Origin of the sequence: Sphingomicrobium sediminis (assembly GCF_023805295.1) — a bacterium.
Taxonomy (GTDB): domain Bacteria; phylum Pseudomonadota; class Alphaproteobacteria; order Sphingomonadales; family Sphingomonadaceae; genus Sphingomicrobium; species Sphingomicrobium sediminis.
In genome coordinates this window covers 787236-807329 of the sequence record NZ_JAMSHT010000001.1, presented here as the reverse complement: position 1 = coordinate 807329, position 20094 = coordinate 787236, and the positions used below count along the sequence as shown (strand labels likewise).

Genomic DNA, 20094 nt, shown 5'->3' with positions numbered 1-20094 from the left:
CAAGAGGGGCTTGGCGAATCGCATCGAAATTGGCAGGGGAGGGGATGGCCCAGAACATTCCCCTTGCCCTGACTTTCGACGACGTGCTGCTGCAGCCGCGCGAATCCAACATCCTCCCCAGCGCGACTACGCCCAGAACGCAGCTGACGCGCGGCATCGACCTCAACATTCCGCTCCTGTCGAGCGCGATGGACACGGTGACCGAAGCCGATATGGCCATCGCCATCGCGCAGCTTGGCGGCATCGGCGTGCTCCACCGCAACCTCTCCATCGGGGCGCAGGCCTCCGCAGTGCGCGCAGTCAAGCGCTACGAGAGCGGCATGGTGGTCGAACCGATCAGCATGCGACCCGAACAGTCGCTCGCCGAAGCGCTCGAGTTGATGAAATCGAACAAGATTTCGGGCATCCCGGTGGTCGACCAGAGCGGTCGCCCCGTCGGCATCCTCACCAACCGCGACGTGCGTTTTGCGGAAAATCCCGAGCAGCCGGTCAGCGAATTGATGACCAGCGAGAATCTCGCCACCGTCCCGGTCGGCACGAGCGAGGAGGAAGCGCGCAAGCTGCTCCACCAGCGCCGGATCGAGAAGCTGCTGGTGACCGACAAGGACGGGCTGCTCGTCGGCCTCATCACCGTGAAGGATATCGAAAAGGCTGTCGCCAGCCCGCTCGCCACCAAGGATAGCGGCGGGCGCCTGCGCGTCGCCGGTGCCTCGACGGTTGGCGAGAAGGGCCTGAAGCGCGCCGAGGCGTTGATCGAGGCGGGCTGCGACTGCATCGTCATCGATACCGCGCACGGTCATAACCGCGCCGTCGGCGAAGCGGTCGGGGCGGTGAAGAAGCTGTCGGACACGGTGCAGGTTGTCGCTGGTAACGTCGCGACGGCAGAAGCGACCAAGGCGCTGATCGACGCGGGCGCAGACGCGGTGAAGGTCGGCATCGGGCCCGGCTCCATCTGCACGACGCGGATCGTCGCGGGCGTTGGCGTACCGCAGCTGACGGCGATCATGGATTGTGCCGAGGCGGCGGGCGATGTGCCTGTTATCGCCGATGGCGGCATCCGTACGTCGGGCGACATGGCCAAGGCACTGGCGGCAGGCGCGGCGAGCGTCATGGTTGGTTCGTTGCTGGCGGGCACCGAGGAAGCGCCGGGCGAGACGTTCCTGTATCAGGGGCGCGCCTATAAGAGCTATCGCGGTATGGGCAGCGTCGGGGCAATGAGCCGCGGCAGCGCCGACCGTTATTTCCAGCAGGACATCAAGGATCACATGAAGCTCGTCCCCGAGGGGATCGAGGGCCAGGTGCCCTATAAGGGGCCGATGCGCGATATCGTTCACCAACTGGTCGGCGGCGTGAAGGCGGCAATGGGCTATACGGGCAGCGAGACGCTGGCCGAGTTCCGCGAGCGTGCGCGGTTCGTGCGGATCACCAATGCGGGCCTGTCGGAAAGCCACGTCCACGACGTGTCGATTACCCGCGAAGCACCCAACTACCCGACCCGCTAGATGCGACCCGCCGCCCGCGTCCAGGCCGCCATCGAGATCCTCGATGCGGTGATCGCGTCCGCGCGTGAGGGCGGTGCGCCTGCAGACGCGCTAATCCGCGATTATTTCCGGTCGCGCCGTTATGCCGGCTCGAAGGACCGGCGAGCGGTGCGCGGACTGGTCTATGACGCGATCCGGCGCCACGGGGACATGCCGGCAAGTGGCCGCGCGGCGATGCTGGGTCTCGCGCAAGACGATCCGGAGCTCGCGGCTCAATTCGACGGTTCGGAGCATGGCCCCGCGCCTATTGCCCCGGATGAGCCTATCCTCGAAGCAAGTAACGCCCCACAATGGGTCAAGCCCCTGGCGTCGAATCTGGTAGGCGACAATGATTGGCCATCGTTCAATCAGCGCGCGCCGCTTGATTTGCGGGTCAATCTGGCGCGCACCGATCGCGAGGCGATGGTGTCGGCCTTCGAAGGTGCTGAACTTACCCCGTTCAGCCCGATGGGATTGCGGCTGCCGACCGATAGCCGCGTGGACGACCATGCGGCCTATCAGGACGGGCTGGTCGAGGTTCAGGACGAAGCCAGCCAGCTGGTCGCGATGGCCTGCAGGCCCGCGACGGGTCAGCGGATCGTCGATTTCTGTGCTGGCGCGGGCGGGAAGAGCCTGGCGCTGGCGGCACTGGCGCCCGAGGCGCGGATCATCGCTGCGGACACGGACAAGCGCCGTCTGTCCGCGCTTGGGCCGCGTGCCGAGCGGGCGGGCGCAGCCATTGAGACCCGACTGATGAACCAGCCCAACGAACTTGCAGCATTCGAGGATGGTATCGGGCGATTCGACACCGTTTTGGTCGATGCGCCATGCAGTGGGTCGGGGACGTGGCGGCGCAGCCCCGAACTGCGTTGGCGGCTCAATCCCGAGCGGCTCGAGCGCCTGGTCGGCCTGCAACGCGACATTCTAGATAAGGCGGCGCAACTGGTGCGACCAGGCGGAACGCTGGTCTATGCGGTGTGTTCGATTATCGAACGCGAAGGTGCCGCGCAGGCAGCAGACTTCGAAAGCCGCCATTCAGGATGGATGGTGCAGGATGCGCTCGATGTCGGTCGTTCCGACGGGCCCGGTCGCCTGCTGACCCCGGCTCATGACGGCACCGACGGCTTTTTCATCGCCTCCTGGCGAAAAGGCTGATAGGTTTTTGGTTTGACGTGGAGATTTTGATGCGCCTTAGCCCCCTGATGCTCGCTCTCGGCCTGACGGCCTCTGCCATGGCCGTGCCGTCTTTCGCCAATTTCGCGCAGCCTGCGGACATTGCGCCGATCAGCCTCGAGCTGGTCGAGGAAGGCAAGGCGGCGTTGGAAGCCGGCGACCTGGTGGCCGCGGACAATGCGTTCGAAGCCGCCTTGGTGGCCGATCCGCGCAATGGCACCGCTTATGTCGAAATGGCCAAGGTCGCGATGCAGCAGCGTCTCTACGGCCAGGCTATCCGCCTGTCGCGCAAGGCGCTGACCATCGATCCCACCGACCGGAGCGCGCTTGCCGCGCAGGGTGAGGCCTATGCCGCACTGGGTGCGGTGGCCAAGGCCGAGGCCAATCTCGCCAAGCTGGAGCGCATCTGCGCCGCTGAATGTGTCGAGCAGGACCGCATCGCGGCCGCCATCGCGCGCGGGCCGCAGCTTGCCGAAGCCGAGGCCGAGGACATCCTCGAGGTCGAAGAAGCCAATTAGAGCTTTTTGGCGATTGCCACGAATTCGTCGACGCTGACCGTCTCCGGGCGGCGCGTCGGATCGATGCCCAGCGCCTCGATCGCCTCAAGCGCGCCCGGCAATTTCTTGAGCGACTGACGCAACATCTTGCGCCGCTGGCCGAAGGCGGCCGCGGTAAGCTTCGACAATGTCTGCGGCTGCACGCCGACCGGGGCTTCGGCGGGCACGATATGCACGATGGCCGATGCAACCTTGGGCGGCGGCGTGAAGGCGGCGGCGGGCAATTTCATCGCGATTTTCGCAACACTGCGCCATTGGGCGAGGACGGAGAGGCGTCCGTAGGCCGAGCTTCCCGGTTCGGCGACGATCCGCTCGGCGACCTCGCGCTGAAACATGAGGGTCAGCGACTTCCATTGCGGCGGCCAGCGCTCGCTCTCCAGCCAGCCCGTCAGCAATTGGGTGCCGATATTGTAGGGCAGGTTGGCCGCGATATGGAATCCGCCGTCGATCACCGAGCGTGGATCGAAGTCCATCGCATCGCCCTCGACGAGGTTGAGGCGCCCGTCATATTCGTCGACGAGTTCGCTCAAGGCCGGGATGCAGCGCGCGTCCCGCTCGACCGCGACGACATGCGCACCGGCATCCAGCAAGGCGCGCGTGAGGCCGCCCGGGCCGGGGCCGACTTCGAACGCATTCTTGCCTGAAAGATCGCCGGGAATCTCCGCGATCCGCGCCAGCAGCTGTCGGTCGAGGATGAAATTCTGGCCCAATGCTTTGGAGGCGGACAGGCCGTGACGGCGGATGACCTCGCGAAGCGGCTCGACGTCGCTCATTGCGGGGCGTTGATGGCGCTGGGCACCGGATCGGACAGGCTGGCACGGCAGGCCGCAGCCTCGCTGGCGACGCGGATCGCAGCAGCCATCGCGGTGGGTTCGGCCATGTCCATGCCGGCAATATCGAACGCAGTGCCATGATCGGGCGAAGTGCGGACGATCGGGAGGCCCAAGGTGAAGTTCACGCCATCGTCGAAATGCAGCGCTTTCAAGGGGATCAGCGCCTGGTCGTGATACATGCAAAGCGCGGCGTCGTAGAGAGCGCGGGCGCGGGCATGAAACATGGTGTCGGCGGGAAGGGGGCCGGTTACGTCCCAGCCTTCCTCGCGAAGCGTGGCGATCGCGGGGCGGATGATCGTCTCTTCCTCATCGCCAAGTGCGCCATGCTCGCCAGCATGCGGGTTGAGGCCCGAAATGGCTAGCTTGGGTCGCTCGATCCCGAAATTGCGAATGAGCCCGCGCAAGGTCGCGCGCGCCTTCGCAGCGACCAAGTCTTCGGAAAGGTTCGCGCTGGCCTGCTTCAAGGGAATGTGGGTGGTTACGGGCACGCAGCGCAGCGTCGGGCCGGCCAGCATCATCGCAACATTGGACTTGGCGACGCCGCACCGCTCGGCGACGAATTCGGTCTGGCCCGGATGGGTGAAGCCGATCTGGTAGAGCTGCGCCTTGCTGACGGGGCCAGTGACCACGGCATCGACTGAACCCGAGCGAGCGAGCCCTACACCCAATTCGAGCGATTCGAGTGCGCATCGCGCGCCCGTATGGCTCGGTTCGCCAGGGACGCAGGGGCCCAAGTTGGAGACGGCCAATACTGGCAGAGCCTCGTCGAAGGCGTCGATCGCTTCTTCGGGGCCATCGATGGCAGCAACGGGTCCGTCCCAAACAGCCGCCAGCGACGCGGGGTCACCGATAGCGAGGAACGGCGCGAGGCCGAATTCTTCGCGATACTGCCAGCATTTCGCACTGACCTCGGGCCCGATCCCTGCCGGGTCGCCGAGCGTCAGTGCGATGGGTCGCGCGGACACGCGACTAGCGATATTCGATGACGGCGTCGCGGCGCAGGTCGCGCAAATAGCGGTCGGCGCGCAGCGCGACACGTTCGTCGCGAATCTGGCTGCTGACCTGGTCGGCACTGGGCAGGCCCGGCACCGGATTGTCGCGACCGCACAGGACGAGCACGCTCACCGCATCGGTATAATCACCGAAGGGCTGGGTCGCCTGACCGATCTGCATGTTCTTGAGCATGTCGCGCAGTGCCGGCGGGATTTCGCGCATGCCGACATCGTCGCGGGTCAGGACACGGCCGTCGAACTGGGCGGCGAGCGCTTCGGCACCGCCGCAACCCGAAACGTTGGCCGCAGCCTGGACGAACTGGTCGGTCAGCGCTTCGGCCTGCTCACGCGGCATCGAGGCGGAGAAGGGGATCGAGACCTGCTTGAGGCTGAGGATCGCATCCAGCGGATCCGCCGTCAGCGTCGAGCGGCGGTCGCGAACCTGGAGGATCGAATAGCCACCCGAATTGGGGATCGGGATCGAGATCTGGCCAACGTCCAGATTGTTGAGTGCCTGCGCGAGCTCGAGCGGAAGCTTGTCGGGGCGGACCCAGCCAAGATCGCCGTCGACCGCCGCGGCGGTGTTTTGCGAATAGACCCGGGCGAGGGCCGAGAAGCTGGCGCCTTGGCGCAGCTGGTCCTGGATCTGCAGCATCGTCTCGCGGACCTGCATGTCGGTCGCTTCGCTGGTCGGCAGGAAGATTTCGTCGACGCGATACTCGACCATGCCACGATTGGCCTCGAGCTGGTTGAGGATGCGCTGGACTTCTTCATCGCCCACCGAAACGAAGCTGGCGACGTGCACCTGCAGCAGGCGGTCCCAGGCAATCTCGCCGCGGATCTGGCGACGGATGGTGCGGAGCGAGCTGCCATTTTCCGACAGGATGGTGTCGAGTTCGGCAACGGTCAGGCCCGAACGCTGCGCGACGCTGGCGAGCGCCTGCTCGACTTCGTCGTCGGCAATTTCGAGACCTTCTTCGCGCGCTGCCTGGATCTTCAGTGATTCGACGACGAGCTGGTCGAGCGTCTGGGTGCGCAGCTGGGCGAGTTCCTCGGGCGACAGGCCTTCGGTGCCGATCAGCTGCATGGCGATGCGCTGGTCGATATCGGTCTGGGTGATGATTTCGCCTTCGACGATGGCGTTGGCCTTCACGACCGACGGCAGCGTGTCGCCGAACAGGACGATATTTTCGGGAAGACGGAAGCCCGCCGGGTTGTCGTCAATGGGCGTCGCTTCGACCTGGCCCGCGTCCTGCGCGTAAACGGCCGGGGTGATGGCCAGCGTCATCGCGCTCGCCATGAGCGCTGCGCCCCTCAAAATGCTCTTCATCAAAAACCCTCGTAACTCGTTCAAAATCTTGAAACTGTTAGGTGATTTTGGCTGAACGCCAGCTTAGCGACCCAACCCCTTCAACACAAAGGTGACCGAAAAAGTCGACCCGCGGCGGAAGGCTCCGATGCGTTCATAGTCGCGCTTCCACGAAACCCCAAGCTCTATCGTTTCATCTTCATAGGTGAGGCCGAGGCGATGCCGCGCCGGCTCGAAGCCGTCGGACAGCGACAGCGGGTCCTCGGCACTGTCGGTAAGATCGAGCACGGTCGACCCGAACAGCGAATAATGATCGAGGAAATGGATGCGTCCGGCGACACGCAATTCCTCGCGGTCGCGCAGATCCTCGACCGTGCCATCAATGTCGCGATTGAGGCGCAGATAGCCGATCTGCGCATAGGTCTGGGTAGTGCCGAAGGTGAGGTCGACCTCGCTGCGGCGGAAGGCGAAATTGTCCTTGTCGATACGATATCGTGCGGTGAGGTCGACGAGGCGGCCGAAGCGCAGGCGGGTGCGGCCCACGAAATCGGACCAGCGATCGGTCAGCCCGGTGCCGTCGGGAAAGATATCGGGCTCGGACGAGATACGGTAGCTCTGGCCGATATTGGACCGGATCGAGAAATTGGGGCGGTCGAGCAGATATTCCACGCCATAGGTAACGCGGCTGCCATCTTCCCAACGGTCGTAACCCGGGAAGCGGTTGAGCGCGAAGAGGTTGGAATCCTCAAGATCGATGGCGCGCGCATCCTCGTTGGGAATATCGAGATTTTCCGTCGGCGGGGTCAGCACCAGCTGGACACGCGGGACGATACGCTGCGTGCCGCCAAACGCCTCGCCGATGAGCGGCCAGCGCAAGTCCGCAGCAGCAGCAGCGATACCGCGATAATGCCAGCCGTCGGTCCCGCGATAGAGCGGGATGTCGGTCAGCTCGCTGTCATTGGTACGATAGACGTCGCTCCGCAGATAGCCGGTGAGCGTCAGCTCCTGCCCGAGGTCGCCGAGAAAGCGGCGGTCCCAGCGCGCGCGGGCAAAGGCGCGCTGCGTATCCTGGCCATCGACGCGCAGGATGGCGAGGCTGTTGGCCTGGACCTCGACGCGCCCGCCAAGCACCGGATCACCGACGCGGATGCGGGCATCGATGGCGGGCAAGGCGATGGGGATGCGGTCCTGCACATCGTCGACGCGCAGGCCCTGGAAGGCCCAGCCGGCGATCGAGAGATAGCTATTCTCGCTGATCCGCTCGACCATCGCCATGTTGCGCAGGCGGTCGTCCTGAGTGAGGTCGAAGCGGCGGGTGACGGTCTTGTCGGTGGCGTAGCGGAACGAGCCGGTCGCGCGCCAATAGGGGTCGAACTGGAACCGCCCATTCGCATCGAAATAGCCGCGGAAATTCTCGCCGAGCGATTCGGGTGTCGCGCCAAAGTCGGGATTGTCGACATCGCCATAGGTGGCGAAGCCGCCGACCTGGAACGCACCCTTTTCGCCGAGCTGGCGATAGAGGGCGGAAACGCCGGGCGGGTTACCAGTGTAGAGATGCGGCGTGACCGTCAGATCCTTGTTGCGGTCGAACCGGAAATAATAGGGCAGCGACAATTCGATGCCGTTGATGCCCGAAATGTTAAGCTCGGGAACGAGCAGGCCGTTGATCCCGCCTAATTGCCCGACATCGCCGACGGTGAAGACGGGAAGCAGCGGAAGCTCGAGGCCAAGGATCTGGATACGCCCGCCGCGGAACTTGAGCGCGCCGGTTTCCTCGTCGCGGACGACTTCAGCAGCGGTGATCCGCCAGCTCGGATCTTCCTCGCAGTCCATCTGCTCGGGGTAGGGGCAGTAAGCGTAGGCGGCATTTTCGACGACGATCTGGCCGTCCTCGCGGCGTCCGACCTCGCCGGCAATGCGGCCGCCCGTGTCGAGCGCGAGCAGGAAATTCTCGATGCTCCCGGAAGCCAGCTCGTCATCGAGCGTGACCGTCTCGCCGACGATGCGGTCGCCGGTCGGGGCGAGCAGGACGACATTGCCGCTGGCCACGACTTCGCCGGTCTCGCGATTCCAGACGACCTGGTCGGCGGCAAGGAAATAGCCGTCGCGGTTCATTCGCACGGCGCCCGATGCAGTCACGACCTGTGCTTCGCTGTCGTAGACGATTTCGTCAGCCGTAAAGGCGATCGTATCCACGTCTTCGGCGCTTGCGGCGGCGGGTTCGGCTTCCGCGGCGTCCTGCGCAAAGGCCGGGGCGACGGGCAACAGCAAGGCGCACAGGCCCACGCCCGTCTTCAACCATGCCTTGTCGGTTCGTCCGCTCATCGCCACGCCCTATGCCTAGCCCGAGCCATATCGGCAATCCACCTTTGCCTTTTTGCCTGCCCTCGTTCTAAAGGGCGGCATCCGCCGATTGGCGATTGAAGACACACGAATAGAGGATGCCCCTTTCATGAAAATCGCGTTCACGCCGACCCGCCCCGATGGCGACTATGTGCTCGTCCTGCCGCTCACCGGCGCCGATGACGAGCGTCTCGACAGCCTTGGCGGCGATGCCGAGGGCGTGAAAGCGAGCCTTGCCAAGCAGCGCTTCGAAGGCAAGCGCGGCAAGAGCGCGACCGTCTTCCTCGCCCATGATGGCGGCCGCCGCATGCTTGCGGTCGGGATCGGCGAAGGCGAAGATCTCGACCTGGAAATCCTCGGCGCGACGCTCTCGGCCCAGCTCGGCAAGTCGGGCGAGACTCATGCGGTGCTCGACCTTAGCGAGCGTGACGTATCGACCGATGCGGCTGCGCGCGCAGCCCTCGGCGTCGTCGTGCGCGCCTGGACCTTCGATCGCCGCACCAAGAAGAAGCCCGAAGAAGAAACCACGCTTGAGGAAGTGACGATCGTCGCTGCCCCGACCGATGCTGCTGCGCGCTGGGAAAGCCGCTATGCGCCGCTCGCCAAGGGCATCGCGCTGACCCGCGAACTGGTTACCGAGCCGGCCAACATCATCTACCCCGAAAGCTTCGTCGAGCGCGTGCGCGAGCATGCCAAGGATACCGGTCTGGTCATCGAGACGCTGGGTCGCGAAGAAATGGAAAAGCTGGGCATGGGCGCGCTGCTCGGCGTCAACCAGGGCTCGGTCCGCGAACCGCGCCTGCTCATCATGAAGTGGATGGGTGGTGAGGGCGATGCGACGCCCGTAACCCTGATCGGCAAGGGCGTCACCTTCGATACGGGCGGCATCTCGATCAAGCCGGCGCTCGGCATGGAAGGCATGAAGTGGGACATGGGCGGTGCCGGCGCGGTGTCGGGCGCGATGCTCGCGATCGCCGGGCGCAAGGCCAAGGCCAACGTCATCGGCATTTGCGGCCTTGTCGAAAACATGCCCGACGGCAATGCGCAGCGTCCGGGTGACGTCGTCACCACGATGAGCGGCCAGACCGTCGAAGTCATCAACACCGACGCCGAGGGGCGCCTCGTGCTGGGTGATGCGATGACCTATGCGCAGCGCGAATATTCCCCCGAAGTCATGATCGACCTGGCGACCCTGACCGGCGCGATGGTCATCAGCCTCGGCCACGAAATGGCGGGCTTCTTCACCAACAATGACGGCCTTGCCGCCGAGCTGCTCGAAGCCTCGTCGCTGTCTGGCGACAAATTGTGGCGCCAACCGCTGGCGGAAGCTTATGACCGCCTGATCGACTCGCCGATCGCCGACATGAAGAATGTCGGTCCGCGCGAAGCGGGGTCGATCACCGCCGCGCAATACCTCCAGCGCTTCGTCGAGGACGGCGTCAAATGGGCGCATCTCGACATTGCCGGCATGGCGTGGAGCGACAAGGCCAAGCCTGCCTATGACAAGGGCGCGACCGGTTATGGCGTGCGCGTGCTCGACACCTATGTCGAGCGCGAGTGGGAAGCTTAAGCCCTGCGCGTCGACTTCTACCAGCTGGACGATGACGGCGCGGGCGCAGGCGTGCTCGCGGCCATCGCCGGCAAGCTGGCAGAGCAGGGCGAACGCCTGCTTCTGGTCAGCGAGGACGAGGCGCAGCTGGCCTCGCTAGACCGAATTTTGTGGGAAGAAGGCGGGAAGACCAGCTTTCTCGCCCACGGCATCGAAGGGCAGGGGCGCGATGCCGACCAGCCCGTCTTGCTGTCGACCCGGATGATTGCCGCCAACAGCGCGCGCAATGTCGCGCTGGCCGATGGCAGTTGGCGCGCTGCCGCGCTCGACTATGAGCGCGCCTTCATGCTTTTCGACGATAGCACTATCGCGGGCGCGCGCGAGGCATGGAAATCGCTCGGCGATACCGAGGGCGTGGAGCGCCATTACTGGGCGCGCGAAGAGGGCAAGTGGGTGCAGAAAGCCTGACGAGGCTTGCATGGTCGCGCCCGCGCGGCTAGGGGCGCGCGCAAGCGAGTTCAAACCCTTACGCCAAGTGGAGAATTTTCATGGCCGTCACCCGTACCTTCTCGATCATCAAGCCCGACGCCACCCGCCGCAACCTCACCGGTGCGGTCACCAAGATGCTGGAAGAAGCCGGCCTTCGCGTCGTCGCTTCCAAGCGCATCCACATGACCAAGGAACAGGCCGAAGGCTTCTACGCCGTCCATGCCGAGCGTCCCTTTTTCGGTGAACTGGTCGAGTTCATGATGAGCGAGCCGGTCGTTGTGCAGGTGCTCGAAGGCGAAGACGCCGTGAAGCGCAACCGCGACATCATGGGCGCCACCAACCCGGCCGAAGCCGACGAAGGCACGATCCGCAAGGAATATGCCCTGTCGATCGGTGAAAACACCGTCCACGGTTCGGACAGCGACGAAAACGCCAAGATCGAAATCGGCTTCTTCTTCAACGAAGACGAAATCGTCGGCTAAGCCGTCCGATCATCGGATTAGGAAGGGGCGTCTTGGCCGAACGGGCCGGGACGCCTTTTTCTTTTTGGAGACCTACAAGTGACCAGCAGATCGCAACCGAGTGCCATCCGGTTCGAACGCCTGGAGTCCGTTGAGCGTGAGGTGATCCTCGCCCATATGCTCGATCCGCGCATTGCCAAGCATCTCCCACTGCTGGACGAGCGGGAATGGGATCTGGGGAAGGTCGACTGGTTCGTCGGTATGAAAGCAGCGCATTGGGAGAAGCATGGCTTTGGCCATTGGGCGATTTTCATCGAAGACGAATATGCGGGCTGGGGCGGCTTCGAAAAGGATGGCGATGGCTGGGATTTCGGGCTTGTTCTACACCCCGACCATTTTCGCTCGGGTGCGAGGATCGCAGCGCAAGCCTTTGCCTGGGCACGCGAACATACTCAGATCGAGCGCGTGACCGCGCTTTTGCCGCTGTCGCGATCCGAACGCGCGCTGCAGCGTCATGGTGCCAGACCGATCGGCGAAGTCGAGGCGCACGGCCTGACCTTCAGGAAATGGGAAGTTCACCTACGCGAAGAGTGATTGCCGCAGCCTTGGCTCTTCCTTTTTTTTCCGAAACGGCGTCCCATCTCGCGATTGAGAAGGGATTACCATCATGCCAGCCAAGATCGATCACCTGACCATCGCCATGTCCGACCGCGAGGCGTCCGAGCGGCACTATGGCATCCTCCTCCCGCTCGTCGGATTTCGCGAGGAAAAGCGCGGGATCTGGACCGATGGTGAGGGCTTCTACCTTCAATTCATGACCGCGAAGAAGGGCACCGGCCCCTACGAGCGCTATGGCGCCGGTCTCAACCATTGGGGGCTGGCGATGGAGAGCAAAGAATCGGTCGAGCAATTGCGCGACCGATTGATCGAGGCCGGGATCGATGCCCAGCCCTTGCAGGATTTGGGCGGCGCGACGGCTTTGTTCCTGCCCGATCCGGACGGCCTGCGGGCCGAATTCACTTACTATCCTGACGGAATGCCGCCGGTCGGTTGATCGCGCGGAACGTCTCGCCATCCGCTCCGTTGGCGGGGAAAGGGAGAATGAAATGACCAATATCGTCGCGATCTGCGGTTCGATCCGCAAAGGCAGCTTCAACCAGGCAGTTCTCGATGCCGCTGCCGAATTGGTGCCGGATGGCTGCAAGGTGACGATGGTACCGCTTGATCAGGTCGAGCTGTTTTCCGAAGATCTGGAAGACGACCTGCCGCCCGGTGCGCAGGCGTTGAAGGACGCTTTTGACGATGCCGATGCCATCCTAATCGGCAATCCAGAATATAATCATTCGCTGTCGGGCGTGCTCAAGAATGCGCTCGATTGGCTCAGCCGCGGTTCGCTCGGCTCGCCGCTGCGCGACTTGCCTGCCATGAGTGTCGGCGCGAGTCCGGGGCCGGTGGGCACCGCCCGCGCGCACGCCCATCTGCGGGTCGTCGCCTGGACCATCGGCATGCGCCTGTGGCCGGGGCCTGAAGTGCTGGTCAATAATTGCAAGGACAAGATCGAGGATGGCAAGCTGACCGATCAAGGCAGCCGCGATTTCCTCGAAAAGTCGCTCAAGAATTTCGCCGACTGGATCGAGCGGCTCGACTAGCGTTCGACGAAGCGGGCAAGGGCGGCCGGATACAGGTCATGCTCTTCGGCAAGCACGCGGGCTTCCAGGGTTGAGACCGTGTCATCTTCTAGGATCGGGACGCGCGCCTGCGCGATCACTTCGCCCGCATCCAATTCCTCGGTCACGACGTGCACGCTACAGCCATGTTCGGCATCGCCTGCATCTAGGGCGCGCTGATGGGTGTCGAGGCCCTTATACTTTGGAAGTAGCGAGGGATGGATGTTCAGCAGCCTTCCTTCGAAGCGCTGGATGAATGCGGGGCCGAGGATACGCATGAACCCGGCCAGCGCGACCGTCCCGGCCCCCGACGCCTCGATGGCATGCGCCAGTTCAGCATCATAAGCCGCGCGGTCGACGCCGCGACTATCCTTCGACCAAGTCACAATTCCTTGTTTGTCCGCCCAGGCTAGACCCGGTGCGTCGGGTCGATTTGAGGCCACGAGGACGACTTCGTAATTGTCGGCAGCATCGACGAGGCGGCGCATATTGCTGCCGCGCCCCGAAATGAGGATCGCGACCTTGCGTGGGTCAGGCGTCATGAGTGGCCGACCAGCCCTCGCCGGTGACGGTGCAACCGCGCTGGCCTTCGCGGACCTCGCCGATCACGTGCGTTTCGATGCCCTCGCGACCGAAATGCAGTTCAAGATCCTCGGCGATGTCGGCGGGCACGATGGCGACCATGCCGATGCCGCAATTGAAGGTGCGAACCATTTCCTCTTCGGCGACATTACCGCCTTCCTGGAGTTTCGCGAACAAGGCCGGGCGGTCCCATTTGGTGGCGTCGACATGCGCATGGCAGCCTTCGGGCAGGCTGCGCGGCAGGTTTTCGAGCAGGCCGCCACCGGTAATATGTGCCAGCGCATGGATGTGGCCGTCGCGGATCGGGTCGAGCAGGGGGCGGACGTAGATGCGCGTGGGTGCGAGCAGTGCTTCGCCAAGGCTGCGCTCGTCCTCAAGGAAGGTGGAATGCAAATCCCAGCCTTCGCGTTCGATGATCCGGCGGACCAGCGAGAAGCCGTTTGAATGGACGCCGGTCGAAGCAAGGCCGAGCAGGACGTCGCCGGGCCTGACTTTGCTGGCGTCGATAAGGCGGCCGCGTTCGGCGGCACCGACACAGAAACCGGCAAGGTCATAATCCTCGCCCTCATACATGCCCGGCATTTCCGCGGTTTCCCCGCCGATCAGCGCACAGCCGGCTTGGCGGCAGCCCTCGGCGATCGAGGCGACGACGGTCTCGGCGACATCATTGTCGAGTTTTCCGGTCGCATAATAATCGAGGAAGAAGAGCGGCTCGGCGCCCTGCACGATGAGGTCGTTGGCGCACATGGCGACAAGGTCGATGCCGACGCCCGCATGATTGCCCATTTCCAGCGCCAGCTTCAGCTTGGTCCCAACCCCGTCATTGGCGGCGACGAGGATCGGATCCTCGAAGCCTGCGGCCTTGAGGTCGAACAGGCCGCCAAAGCCCCCCAGCGCGCCGTCGGCACCCGGCCGCGCGGTCGACCGCGCCAGCGGGGCGATGCGCTTGACCAGCTTGTTGCCCTCGTCGATGGAAACGCCGGCATCGGCGTAGGATAGACCCGTCTTTTCGCTCATAAATGCCTCGCTAGCGAGAAGGCGCTTGGATTTCCACGCTCAAATCGCCAAAACGGCCCTCGTGAAACGCTTTCCCCGCCTTTTGATGGTGCTGCTGCCCCTGTTTGCACTGGTTGGCTATGCCGCCGCGCAGATGGAGTCGGGCAACCGTGGCATCCTGCCGCGCGACAATGCGCAGGTGTTCGAAGTGAGCGGGATCGAAGTCGATGTCGCGGGCACCGACCCCGATGACGCGCGCTACAATGGCTGGCGGCTCGCGCAGCGCGAGGCATTCCGTCGTCTTTGGGCGCGCAACAATGGCCGTCCGCCCTCGCAGGCACCGTCGATCGGCGATGCGGCCCTCGACCGTCTCGTTAGCGCTGTGGTCGTCGAACGCGAGCAGATCGGGCCGGAACGCTACATTGCGACGCTCGGCGTCGAATTCGATCGCGCCCGAACTGCCTCGCGCCTCGGCGTGATCGGCCAGCGTCGTCGTTCGCCACCCTTCTTGCTCATCCCGGTGACCATCAGTGGCGGCACTGCGATGACGGTCGAGCAGCGTAATCCATGGCAGCGTGCCTGGGCCGAGCTCGGTACGGGCGATAGTGCGATCGACTATGTGCGGGTTTCCGGGCTTGGCTCCGATCCGTTGCTCGTCAATGCAGCCGTGACGCGCCGCCCCGGCACCGAATGGTGGACGAATGTCGCCGATCTCTATGGCGTCACCAATATCCTGATTGCCGAGGTGACATTGAAGCGCGCCTATCCCGGTGGTCCGGCCGAAGCACGTTTCGTTGCCTATGCCGGGCGCAGCCGTGAGGCGATTGGCAGCTTTACGATGACCGCGCGCAATAGCGAGGACGTGCAGCGCATGATGCGCGAAGCGGCGGTCGAAATGGACCGCCTCTACCAACGCGCGTTCCGTCGCGGCGATCTGCGCGCCGACCGGTCGATCGTTATCGAACGCGCGCCCGAGACGGTTGAGACAACCGCACCGCCGCCTGCCGTCTATCAAGTCCAGATCGCAGCGCCGTCTTCGGCAGTACTGAATGGCGCGCTCCTGCAGCTTCGTTCGACGCCGGGCGTCGATCAGGTCACCGAGATGAGCCTAGCCGCCGGTGGCATCAGTAGCGTGCTCGTTACCTATCGCGGTGAGATCAGCGCGCTGCGTGCTGCGCTGCTCGCCCGAGGATGGTCCGCGACGTACGCAGGCGGAGTGCTTCGCCTCCAGCCTGCCGCGCGCGCGCCACTGCCGCCGCCGCCACCGCCGCAGGCGCCGATCGTGGAGGGAGAGGCGCAGCCCGAAATTGGCGAGCCGGTGCCCATCGAACCGCGCCGCGTCGTCCGCCCCAACCAGCGCCGCAACAGGCGATGAGCGGGCAGATCGCGCTACCTCTCGACTGGCCCACCGAGGCCGTCGACGACCGGCTGATTACGGGCGCGCCCAATGCCGAAGCGCTCGCGCATCTGGCCGCGTGGAAAGACTGGCCGGTAAAAGCGACTTTGCTCACCGGTCCGCGCCGGTCGGGTCGCAGCCTGATCGCGCATCAATTCGTCGAACGCACCGGTGGACGGCTCTTCGACGATGCCGAACGGCATGACGAGGAAGCGCTCTTCCATGCCTGGAACAGAGCGCAGGAAGAGGGGCGTCCGCTCCTGATCGTTGCCAGCGAAGCGCCGCCGCACTGGGAGGTCGCGCTTCCCGACCTTTCGACCCGTCTCAATGCGACGCCCGTGGCCCGTATCGAAGCGCCCGACGATGCCATGATGGCGGCCCTGTTCGAACTGCATTTCGCCGACCGCGGCCTGTTCCTGCCGCCCGAGGCGCAGCGTTATCTGGTCGAGCGTGCCTCGCGTGGCTATTATGAAGCCGAACGCCTCGTGGAACAGATTGACCGTTTCGCCATTGCCAATCGGGCAAGGCTGACGGTCCCGACCATCCGCCGGGCATTGGAGCAACGAGGCGAGGCGGCATGAGCGAGGCGGATCCGAAAGTCGATGAAGCAGCCGTGTCGCCTGCTGACATCGAGGAATTCGGGCCCGAGCGCTATTTTAACCGCGAACTGTCCTGGCTGGAATTCAATCGTCGCGTGCTTGAGGAGGCCGCCAATCCGGCGCACCCCTTGCTCGAGCGGCTCCGCTTCCTGTCCATCTCGGGCTCCAACCTCGACGAATTTTTCATGGTCCGCGTCGCCGGCCTCAAGGGCCAGCAATTGCAGGAAATCGAGGAGCGCTCGATCGACGGCCGTAATGCAAGCGAGCAATTGCACGACATCGGCATCGTCGCCGACGACCTGACCGCCGAAGCACAGCGCGTGTGGATGGTCCTGCGCGAGCGGCTCGAGGATGAGGGCGTCAACGTCATTCATCGCGAGGAGATGACGAAGCGCGAGCGCGAATATCTGTCCGAGCGTTTCGACGAGGAAATCCTGCCGGTGATCACGCCGCAGGCGGTCGATAATGTGAACCCGTTTCCCTTCGTTCCCAATGCCGGTTTCGGCCTGATCTTCAATCTCTACGATCCGAAGACCGACGAGAATATCGTCGAGCTCCTGATGATCCCGCAATCGCTGCCGCGCTTCATGCACCTGCCGAGCCGCGGCCGCGCGAAGCGGGTCATTTCGATCGAAAGTGTCATCCGCGAATTTTTCGACCGGCTTTTCCCGGGCTTCGAGAAGCGTGAAGCCGGAGCGTTCCGCGTACTCCGCGACAGCGATATCGAGATCGAGGAAGAGGCCGAGGATCTGGTGCTCACCTTCCGCAGCGCGATCAAGCGGCGCCGCCGCGGGCGCGTCATCCGCCTCGAAATGGCAGCGGACACGCCCGACAGCCTGCAAACGGTGATCCGCGAAGGGCTTGAGGCGGATAATGCACTGATCGTCGAGAGTTCGGGCCTGATCGGCATTTCCGATCTCGCGCAGATTATCGATGTCGACCGGCCCGATCTCAAGTTCGAGCCTTACACCCCGCGCTTTCCCGAGCGCATCAAGGAATATGGCGGCGACTGTTTTGCGGCGATCAAGGCCAAGGATATCGTCGTCCATCACCCGTACGAGACGTTCGATGTGGTGGTGTCCTTCCTGCGCCAGGCCGCTGAAGATCCCGATGTTGTCGCGATCAAGATGGCGCTCTATCGCGCGGGCAAGCAGTCCGAAGTGATCGAGGCGCTGGCCGCGGCGGCCGAAGCCGGCAAGTCCGTCACTGCCGTCGTGGAATTGAAGGCACGGTTCGACGAGGAGCAAAACCTCTATTGGGCCGCGCGCCTGGAACGCGCGGGCGTCCAGGTCGTCTATGGTTTCTTCGACTGGAAGACCCACGCCAAGGTCTCGATGGTGGTTCGCCGCGAAGGCGACAAGATGCGGACCTATACCCACTGGGGGACCGGCAACTACCATCCCGTCACCTCGAAGATTTACACCGATCTGAGCTATTTCACGGCATCGACGCGGGCTGCGCGCGATGCCGCCAAGATGTTCAACCTCGTCACCGGCTTCGTGCAGCCGCGAGGCCTCGAGATGGTGACGCTTAGCCCCAACGGCCTGCGCGATCGCATCCTGACGCTGATCGACCGCGAGATCGACAATGCCAAGGAAGGCAAGCCCGCCGCCATTTGGGCCAAGATGAACCAACTGGTCGACAAGAAGGTCATCGACCGTCTCTATCTGGCAAGCCAGTCTGGTGTGTCGATCGATCTCATCGTGCGCGGCATTTGCTGCCTGCGCCCGGGTGTCGATGGGCTGTCGGAAAATATCCGCGTCAAATCCATTGTCGGGCGGTTCCTCGAGCATAGCCGCATCTTCGTCTTCGCCAATGGCGCGCGCCTGCCGCATCGCAAGGCGCGCGTTTACATCTCGTCGGCCGACTGGATGCCCCGCAATTTCGACCGCCGCGTCGAGCATATGATGCCGCTCGAAAACCCGACCGTGCACGCGCAGGTGCTCGACCAGGTCATGATCGCGAACCTGATCGACAATGAGCAGAGCTGGGTGCTTGGGCCCGATGGCCGCTATGAGCGCATCGAGCCGGGCAAGCGTCGCTTCAATTGCCATCATTACTTCATGACCAACCCTTCGCTCTCGGGCCGCGGTGCGGCGCTGGCCGGCAAGCGCGTGCCCAAACTTCGACTGACACAGCGGGGCGGATGATCGCGCCGCTCTCCTTCGGTCCCGTTGGGATCATCGACATCGGGTCCAACTCGGTGCGTCTGGTGATCTATGGCGGCACCGAGCGTGTCCCTTCGGTCCTGTTCAACGAAAAGGTCATGGCAGGGCTGGGCAGAGGGCTGCGCGAGACCGGGCGGATGGATGAGGAATCCATGGCGATGGCGCTGGACGCGCTCGCGCGTTTCCAGCTCATCGCCAAGCGCATCAAGGTAAAGCGCCTGCGCACGGTCGCGACGGCGGCGGTACGTGAAGCCGAGAACGGGCCGGACTTTCTCTATGCTGCCGCCAAGATGGGGCTCAAGCCGGCGCTGATTTCGGGTGAGGAAGAGGCGGTCGGCGCGGCATTCGGCGTGCTGAGCGCCATTCCCGAGGCCAAGGGCATGGTGGCCGATCTCGGGGGCGGCAGCCTTGAACTGGCCGGCATTGCTCGCGGCGCGATCGGGGCGGTCGACAGCCTGCCCATCGGTGTCCTTCGTGTCGGCACGCCGCCGGACGAGGACATGATCTCGTCACACCTGGAACGCGCCCTGAAGGGCATGACGCTGGGCAAGGCCGCGAAGGGGCAGGGGCTTTATCTGGTCGGCGGCAGCTTTCGCGCCATCGCGCATCTCGATCTGCTGTCGAACAAGCACCCGCTCCCGATCGCGCATCAGCACCAGATCGATCCCGCGCGACTGGATGCGCTCGAAAAACTCGCCGAAGATGCGGACAAGAGCGAATTGGTCGAGAAATTCTGGGTGCCCTCGCAGCGTGCGCCGCAGCTGCCGGCAGGTCTCGCCATTCTTCGCAAGTTGATCGAGACCTGCGAACCGAGCCATGTGACCGTCTCGGCCTATGGCCTGCGCGAGGGCTTGCTCTACAGCGAATTGTCCGACGCCAAGCGGCAGGAGGACCCGCTTCTCGCGGCGGCGCTAGAGGTTGGGCGGAGGCTTGGACGCTTCGGCGACCATGGGGCCTTGCTCGACCAGTGGATTGCGCCCGTCTTCACCAGCGACGGCAAGGCCATGGCGCGGCTGCGTCTCGCCGCCTGCTTGCTGGGTGATATTGCCTGGAACGCGCACCCCGACTTCCGCGCGCTTCGTGCGGTCGACCAAGCGCTGCATGGCAATTGGGTCGGGGTGGATGCCAAGGGGCGTGCGATCATCGGCCGCGCCTTGTTCACTGCATTTGGCGAGGACGGCGAGTTCGATCCACAGGCACTGACGCTTTTGAGCAAGCGCGAAATTGCGCGGGCTTATGCTTGGGGCCGGGCGATCCGGCTCGCGCAGCGCCTGTCGGCGGGTACGGACAGACTGCTACGCCAGACCGCGCTCAAGCGGCAGGACGACAAGGTGCTGCTCGTCATGTCGGAGAAGAAATACCGCCTTTACGGCCTCGCCGTGCAGAAGCGGCACGAACAGCTTGCCGCCGCCCTCAAGCTGAAGGCGGCGGTAGCGTTCGAATAAGGCGATTTTCTCGCG

At 64.2% G+C, this 20094-nt stretch carries 19 protein-coding genes; 13 read left to right on the top strand and 6 right to left on the bottom strand.

Annotated features, from left to right (window positions below):
- Positions 1-44: 44 nt before the first annotated feature.
- Genes guaB through NDO55_RS03965 form a run of 3 tightly spaced genes read left to right on the top strand, consistent with a single transcriptional unit; the run spans position 45 to position 3211 of the window.
- Complete coding sequence (gene guaB, locus NDO55_RS03975; RefSeq protein ID WP_252112633.1) at positions 45-1502, top strand: IMP dehydrogenase; 1458 nt, start codon at positions 45-47, stop codon at positions 1500-1502.
- Entirely contained in the window at positions 1503-2675 is a 1173-nt protein-coding gene (locus NDO55_RS03970) for an RsmB/NOP family class I SAM-dependent RNA methyltransferase (RefSeq protein WP_252112631.1), read from the top strand.
- A 29-nt stretch (positions 2676-2704) separates the two neighbouring features.
- Complete coding sequence (locus tag NDO55_RS03965; RefSeq protein ID WP_252112629.1) at positions 2705-3211, top strand: hypothetical protein; 507 nt, start codon at positions 2705-2707, stop codon at positions 3209-3211.
- Here NDO55_RS03965 and rsmA read toward each other — a convergent pair.
- The 4 genes from rsmA to NDO55_RS03945 form a co-directional block, all read right to left on the bottom strand.
- Entirely contained in the window at positions 3208-4023 is an 816-nt protein-coding gene (gene rsmA / locus NDO55_RS03960; protein ID WP_252112627.1) for a 16S rRNA (adenine(1518)-N(6)/adenine(1519)-N(6))-dimethyltransferase RsmA, read from the bottom strand. The genes NDO55_RS03965 and rsmA overlap by 4 nt on opposite strands.
- A complete protein-coding gene (gene pdxA, locus NDO55_RS03955; protein WP_252112625.1) occupies positions 4020-5048 on the bottom strand; it encodes a 4-hydroxythreonine-4-phosphate dehydrogenase PdxA in 1029 nt (342 codons plus the stop codon). The genes rsmA and pdxA overlap by 4 nt, the downstream gene beginning before the upstream one ends.
- Before the next feature lie 4 nt (positions 5049-5052).
- Positions 5053-6405: a peptidylprolyl isomerase gene (locus tag NDO55_RS03950; RefSeq protein WP_252112623.1), complete on the bottom strand. Its 1353-nt coding sequence runs from the start codon at positions 6403-6405 to the stop codon at positions 5053-5055.
- A gap of 63 nt (positions 6406-6468) precedes the next feature.
- Positions 6469-8709, bottom strand: coding sequence for an LPS-assembly protein LptD (locus NDO55_RS03945; protein WP_252112621.1), 2241 nt, complete (start codon positions 8707-8709; stop codon positions 6469-6471).
- Positions 8710-8836: 127 nt separating this feature from the next.
- Between NDO55_RS03945 and NDO55_RS03940 the strand changes: the two genes are divergently transcribed.
- The 6 genes from NDO55_RS03940 (at position 8837) to NDO55_RS03915 (ending at position 12875) form a co-directional block, all read left to right on the top strand.
- Positions 8837-10297, top strand: coding sequence for a leucyl aminopeptidase (locus NDO55_RS03940; protein WP_252112620.1), 1461 nt, complete (start codon positions 8837-8839; stop codon positions 10295-10297).
- Positions 10298-10300: 3 nt separating this feature from the next.
- Positions 10301-10744: a DNA polymerase III subunit chi gene (locus tag NDO55_RS03935; RefSeq protein WP_279639137.1), complete on the top strand. Its 444-nt coding sequence runs from the start codon at positions 10301-10303 to the stop codon at positions 10742-10744.
- An 80-nt stretch (positions 10745-10824) separates the two neighbouring features.
- Positions 10825-11247 carry a nucleoside-diphosphate kinase gene (gene ndk / locus NDO55_RS03930; RefSeq protein ID WP_252112618.1) on the top strand — a complete coding sequence of 141 codons (423 nt, stop codon included), beginning with the start codon at positions 10825-10827 and terminating at the stop codon, positions 11245-11247.
- A 78-nt stretch (positions 11248-11325) separates the two neighbouring features.
- Entirely contained in the window at positions 11326-11820 is a 495-nt protein-coding gene (locus tag NDO55_RS03925) for a GNAT family N-acetyltransferase (protein WP_252112617.1), read from the top strand.
- A gap of 73 nt (positions 11821-11893) precedes the next feature.
- Positions 11894-12280, top strand: a complete 387-nt coding sequence (locus tag NDO55_RS03920) for a VOC family protein (RefSeq protein WP_252112616.1) — start codon at positions 11894-11896, stop codon at positions 12278-12280.
- A 52-nt stretch (positions 12281-12332) separates the two neighbouring features.
- Positions 12333-12875, top strand: coding sequence for an NADPH-dependent FMN reductase (locus NDO55_RS03915; protein WP_252112615.1), 543 nt, complete (start codon positions 12333-12335; stop codon positions 12873-12875).
- On the opposite strand, the gene purN is transcribed toward NDO55_RS03915, so the two are convergent.
- The gene (gene purN, locus NDO55_RS03910; RefSeq protein ID WP_252112614.1) at positions 12872-13435 is read right to left on the bottom strand and encodes a phosphoribosylglycinamide formyltransferase; all 564 of its coding nucleotides are present in this window, start codon (positions 13433-13435) and stop codon (positions 12872-12874) included. The genes NDO55_RS03915 and purN overlap by 4 nt on opposite strands.
- A complete protein-coding gene (purM, locus tag NDO55_RS03905) occupies positions 13425-14492 on the bottom strand; it encodes a phosphoribosylformylglycinamidine cyclo-ligase (RefSeq protein WP_252112613.1) in 1068 nt (355 codons plus the stop codon). Before purM ends, purN begins: the two co-directional genes overlap by 11 nt.
- Before the next feature lie 61 nt (positions 14493-14553).
- On the opposite strand from purM, the gene NDO55_RS03900 reads away from it, so the two are divergent.
- The 4 genes from NDO55_RS03900 to NDO55_RS03885 are packed head-to-tail and all read left to right on the top strand — an operon-like array spanning position 14554 to position 20079.
- Positions 14554-15846: a heavy-metal-associated domain-containing protein gene (locus NDO55_RS03900; RefSeq protein ID WP_252112611.1), complete on the top strand. Its 1293-nt coding sequence runs from the start codon at positions 14554-14556 to the stop codon at positions 15844-15846.
- Complete coding sequence (locus tag NDO55_RS03895) at positions 15843-16448, top strand: HdaA/DnaA family protein (RefSeq protein WP_252112609.1); 606 nt, start codon at positions 15843-15845, stop codon at positions 16446-16448. Before NDO55_RS03900 ends, NDO55_RS03895 begins: the two co-directional genes overlap by 4 nt.
- On the top strand, positions 16445-18616 hold the full coding sequence (locus tag NDO55_RS03890; protein ID WP_252112607.1) for an RNA degradosome polyphosphate kinase: 2172 nt from the start codon (positions 16445-16447) through the stop codon (positions 18614-18616). Before NDO55_RS03895 ends, NDO55_RS03890 begins: the two co-directional genes overlap by 4 nt.
- Positions 18613-20079 (top strand): Ppx/GppA family phosphatase, encoded by a 1467-nt coding sequence (locus NDO55_RS03885; protein ID WP_252112605.1) that lies wholly within the window; start codon positions 18613-18615, stop codon positions 20077-20079. The genes NDO55_RS03890 and NDO55_RS03885 overlap by 4 nt, the downstream gene beginning before the upstream one ends.
- Positions 20080-20094 lie beyond the last annotated feature (15 nt).

Bases quoted from the DNA above. Each gene is read 5' to 3' on its own strand.
- guaB (WP_252112633.1), top strand. From the start codon at position 45: ATGGCCCAGAACATTCCCCTTGCCCTGACTTTCGACGACGTGCTGCTG.
- NDO55_RS03970 (WP_252112631.1), top strand. From the start codon at position 1,503: ATGCGACCCGCCGCCCGCGTCCAGGCCGCCATCGAGATCCTCGATGCG.
- NDO55_RS03965 (WP_252112629.1), top strand. From the start codon at position 2,705: ATGCGCCTTAGCCCCCTGATGCTCGCTCTCGGCCTGACGGCCTCTGCC.
- rsmA (WP_252112627.1), bottom strand. From the start codon at position 4,023: ATGAGCGACGTCGAGCCGCTTCGCGAGGTCATCCGCCGTCACGGCCTG.
- NDO55_RS03950 (WP_252112623.1), bottom strand. From the start codon at position 6,405: ATGAAGAGCATTTTGAGGGGCGCAGCGCTCATGGCGAGCGCGATGACG.
- NDO55_RS03945 (WP_252112621.1), bottom strand. From the start codon at position 8,709: ATGAGCGGACGAACCGACAAGGCATGGTTGAAGACGGGCGTGGGCCTG.
- NDO55_RS03940 (WP_252112620.1), top strand. From the start codon at position 8,837: ATGAAAATCGCGTTCACGCCGACCCGCCCCGATGGCGACTATGTGCTC.
- ndk (WP_252112618.1), top strand. From the start codon at position 10,825: ATGGCCGTCACCCGTACCTTCTCGATCATCAAGCCCGACGCCACCCGC.
- NDO55_RS03920 (WP_252112616.1), top strand. From the start codon at position 11,894: ATGCCAGCCAAGATCGATCACCTGACCATCGCCATGTCCGACCGCGAG.
- NDO55_RS03915 (WP_252112615.1), top strand. From the start codon at position 12,333: ATGACCAATATCGTCGCGATCTGCGGTTCGATCCGCAAAGGCAGCTTC.
- purN (WP_252112614.1), bottom strand. From the start codon at position 13,435: ATGACGCCTGACCCACGCAAGGTCGCGATCCTCATTTCGGGGCGCGGC.
- purM (WP_252112613.1), bottom strand. From the start codon at position 14,492: ATGAGCGAAAAGACGGGTCTATCCTACGCCGATGCCGGCGTTTCCATC.
- NDO55_RS03895 (WP_252112609.1), top strand. From the start codon at position 15,843: ATGAGCGGGCAGATCGCGCTACCTCTCGACTGGCCCACCGAGGCCGTC.
- NDO55_RS03890 (WP_252112607.1), top strand. From the start codon at position 16,445: ATGAGCGAGGCGGATCCGAAAGTCGATGAAGCAGCCGTGTCGCCTGCT.
- NDO55_RS03885 (WP_252112605.1), top strand. From the start codon at position 18,613: ATGATCGCGCCGCTCTCCTTCGGTCCCGTTGGGATCATCGACATCGGG.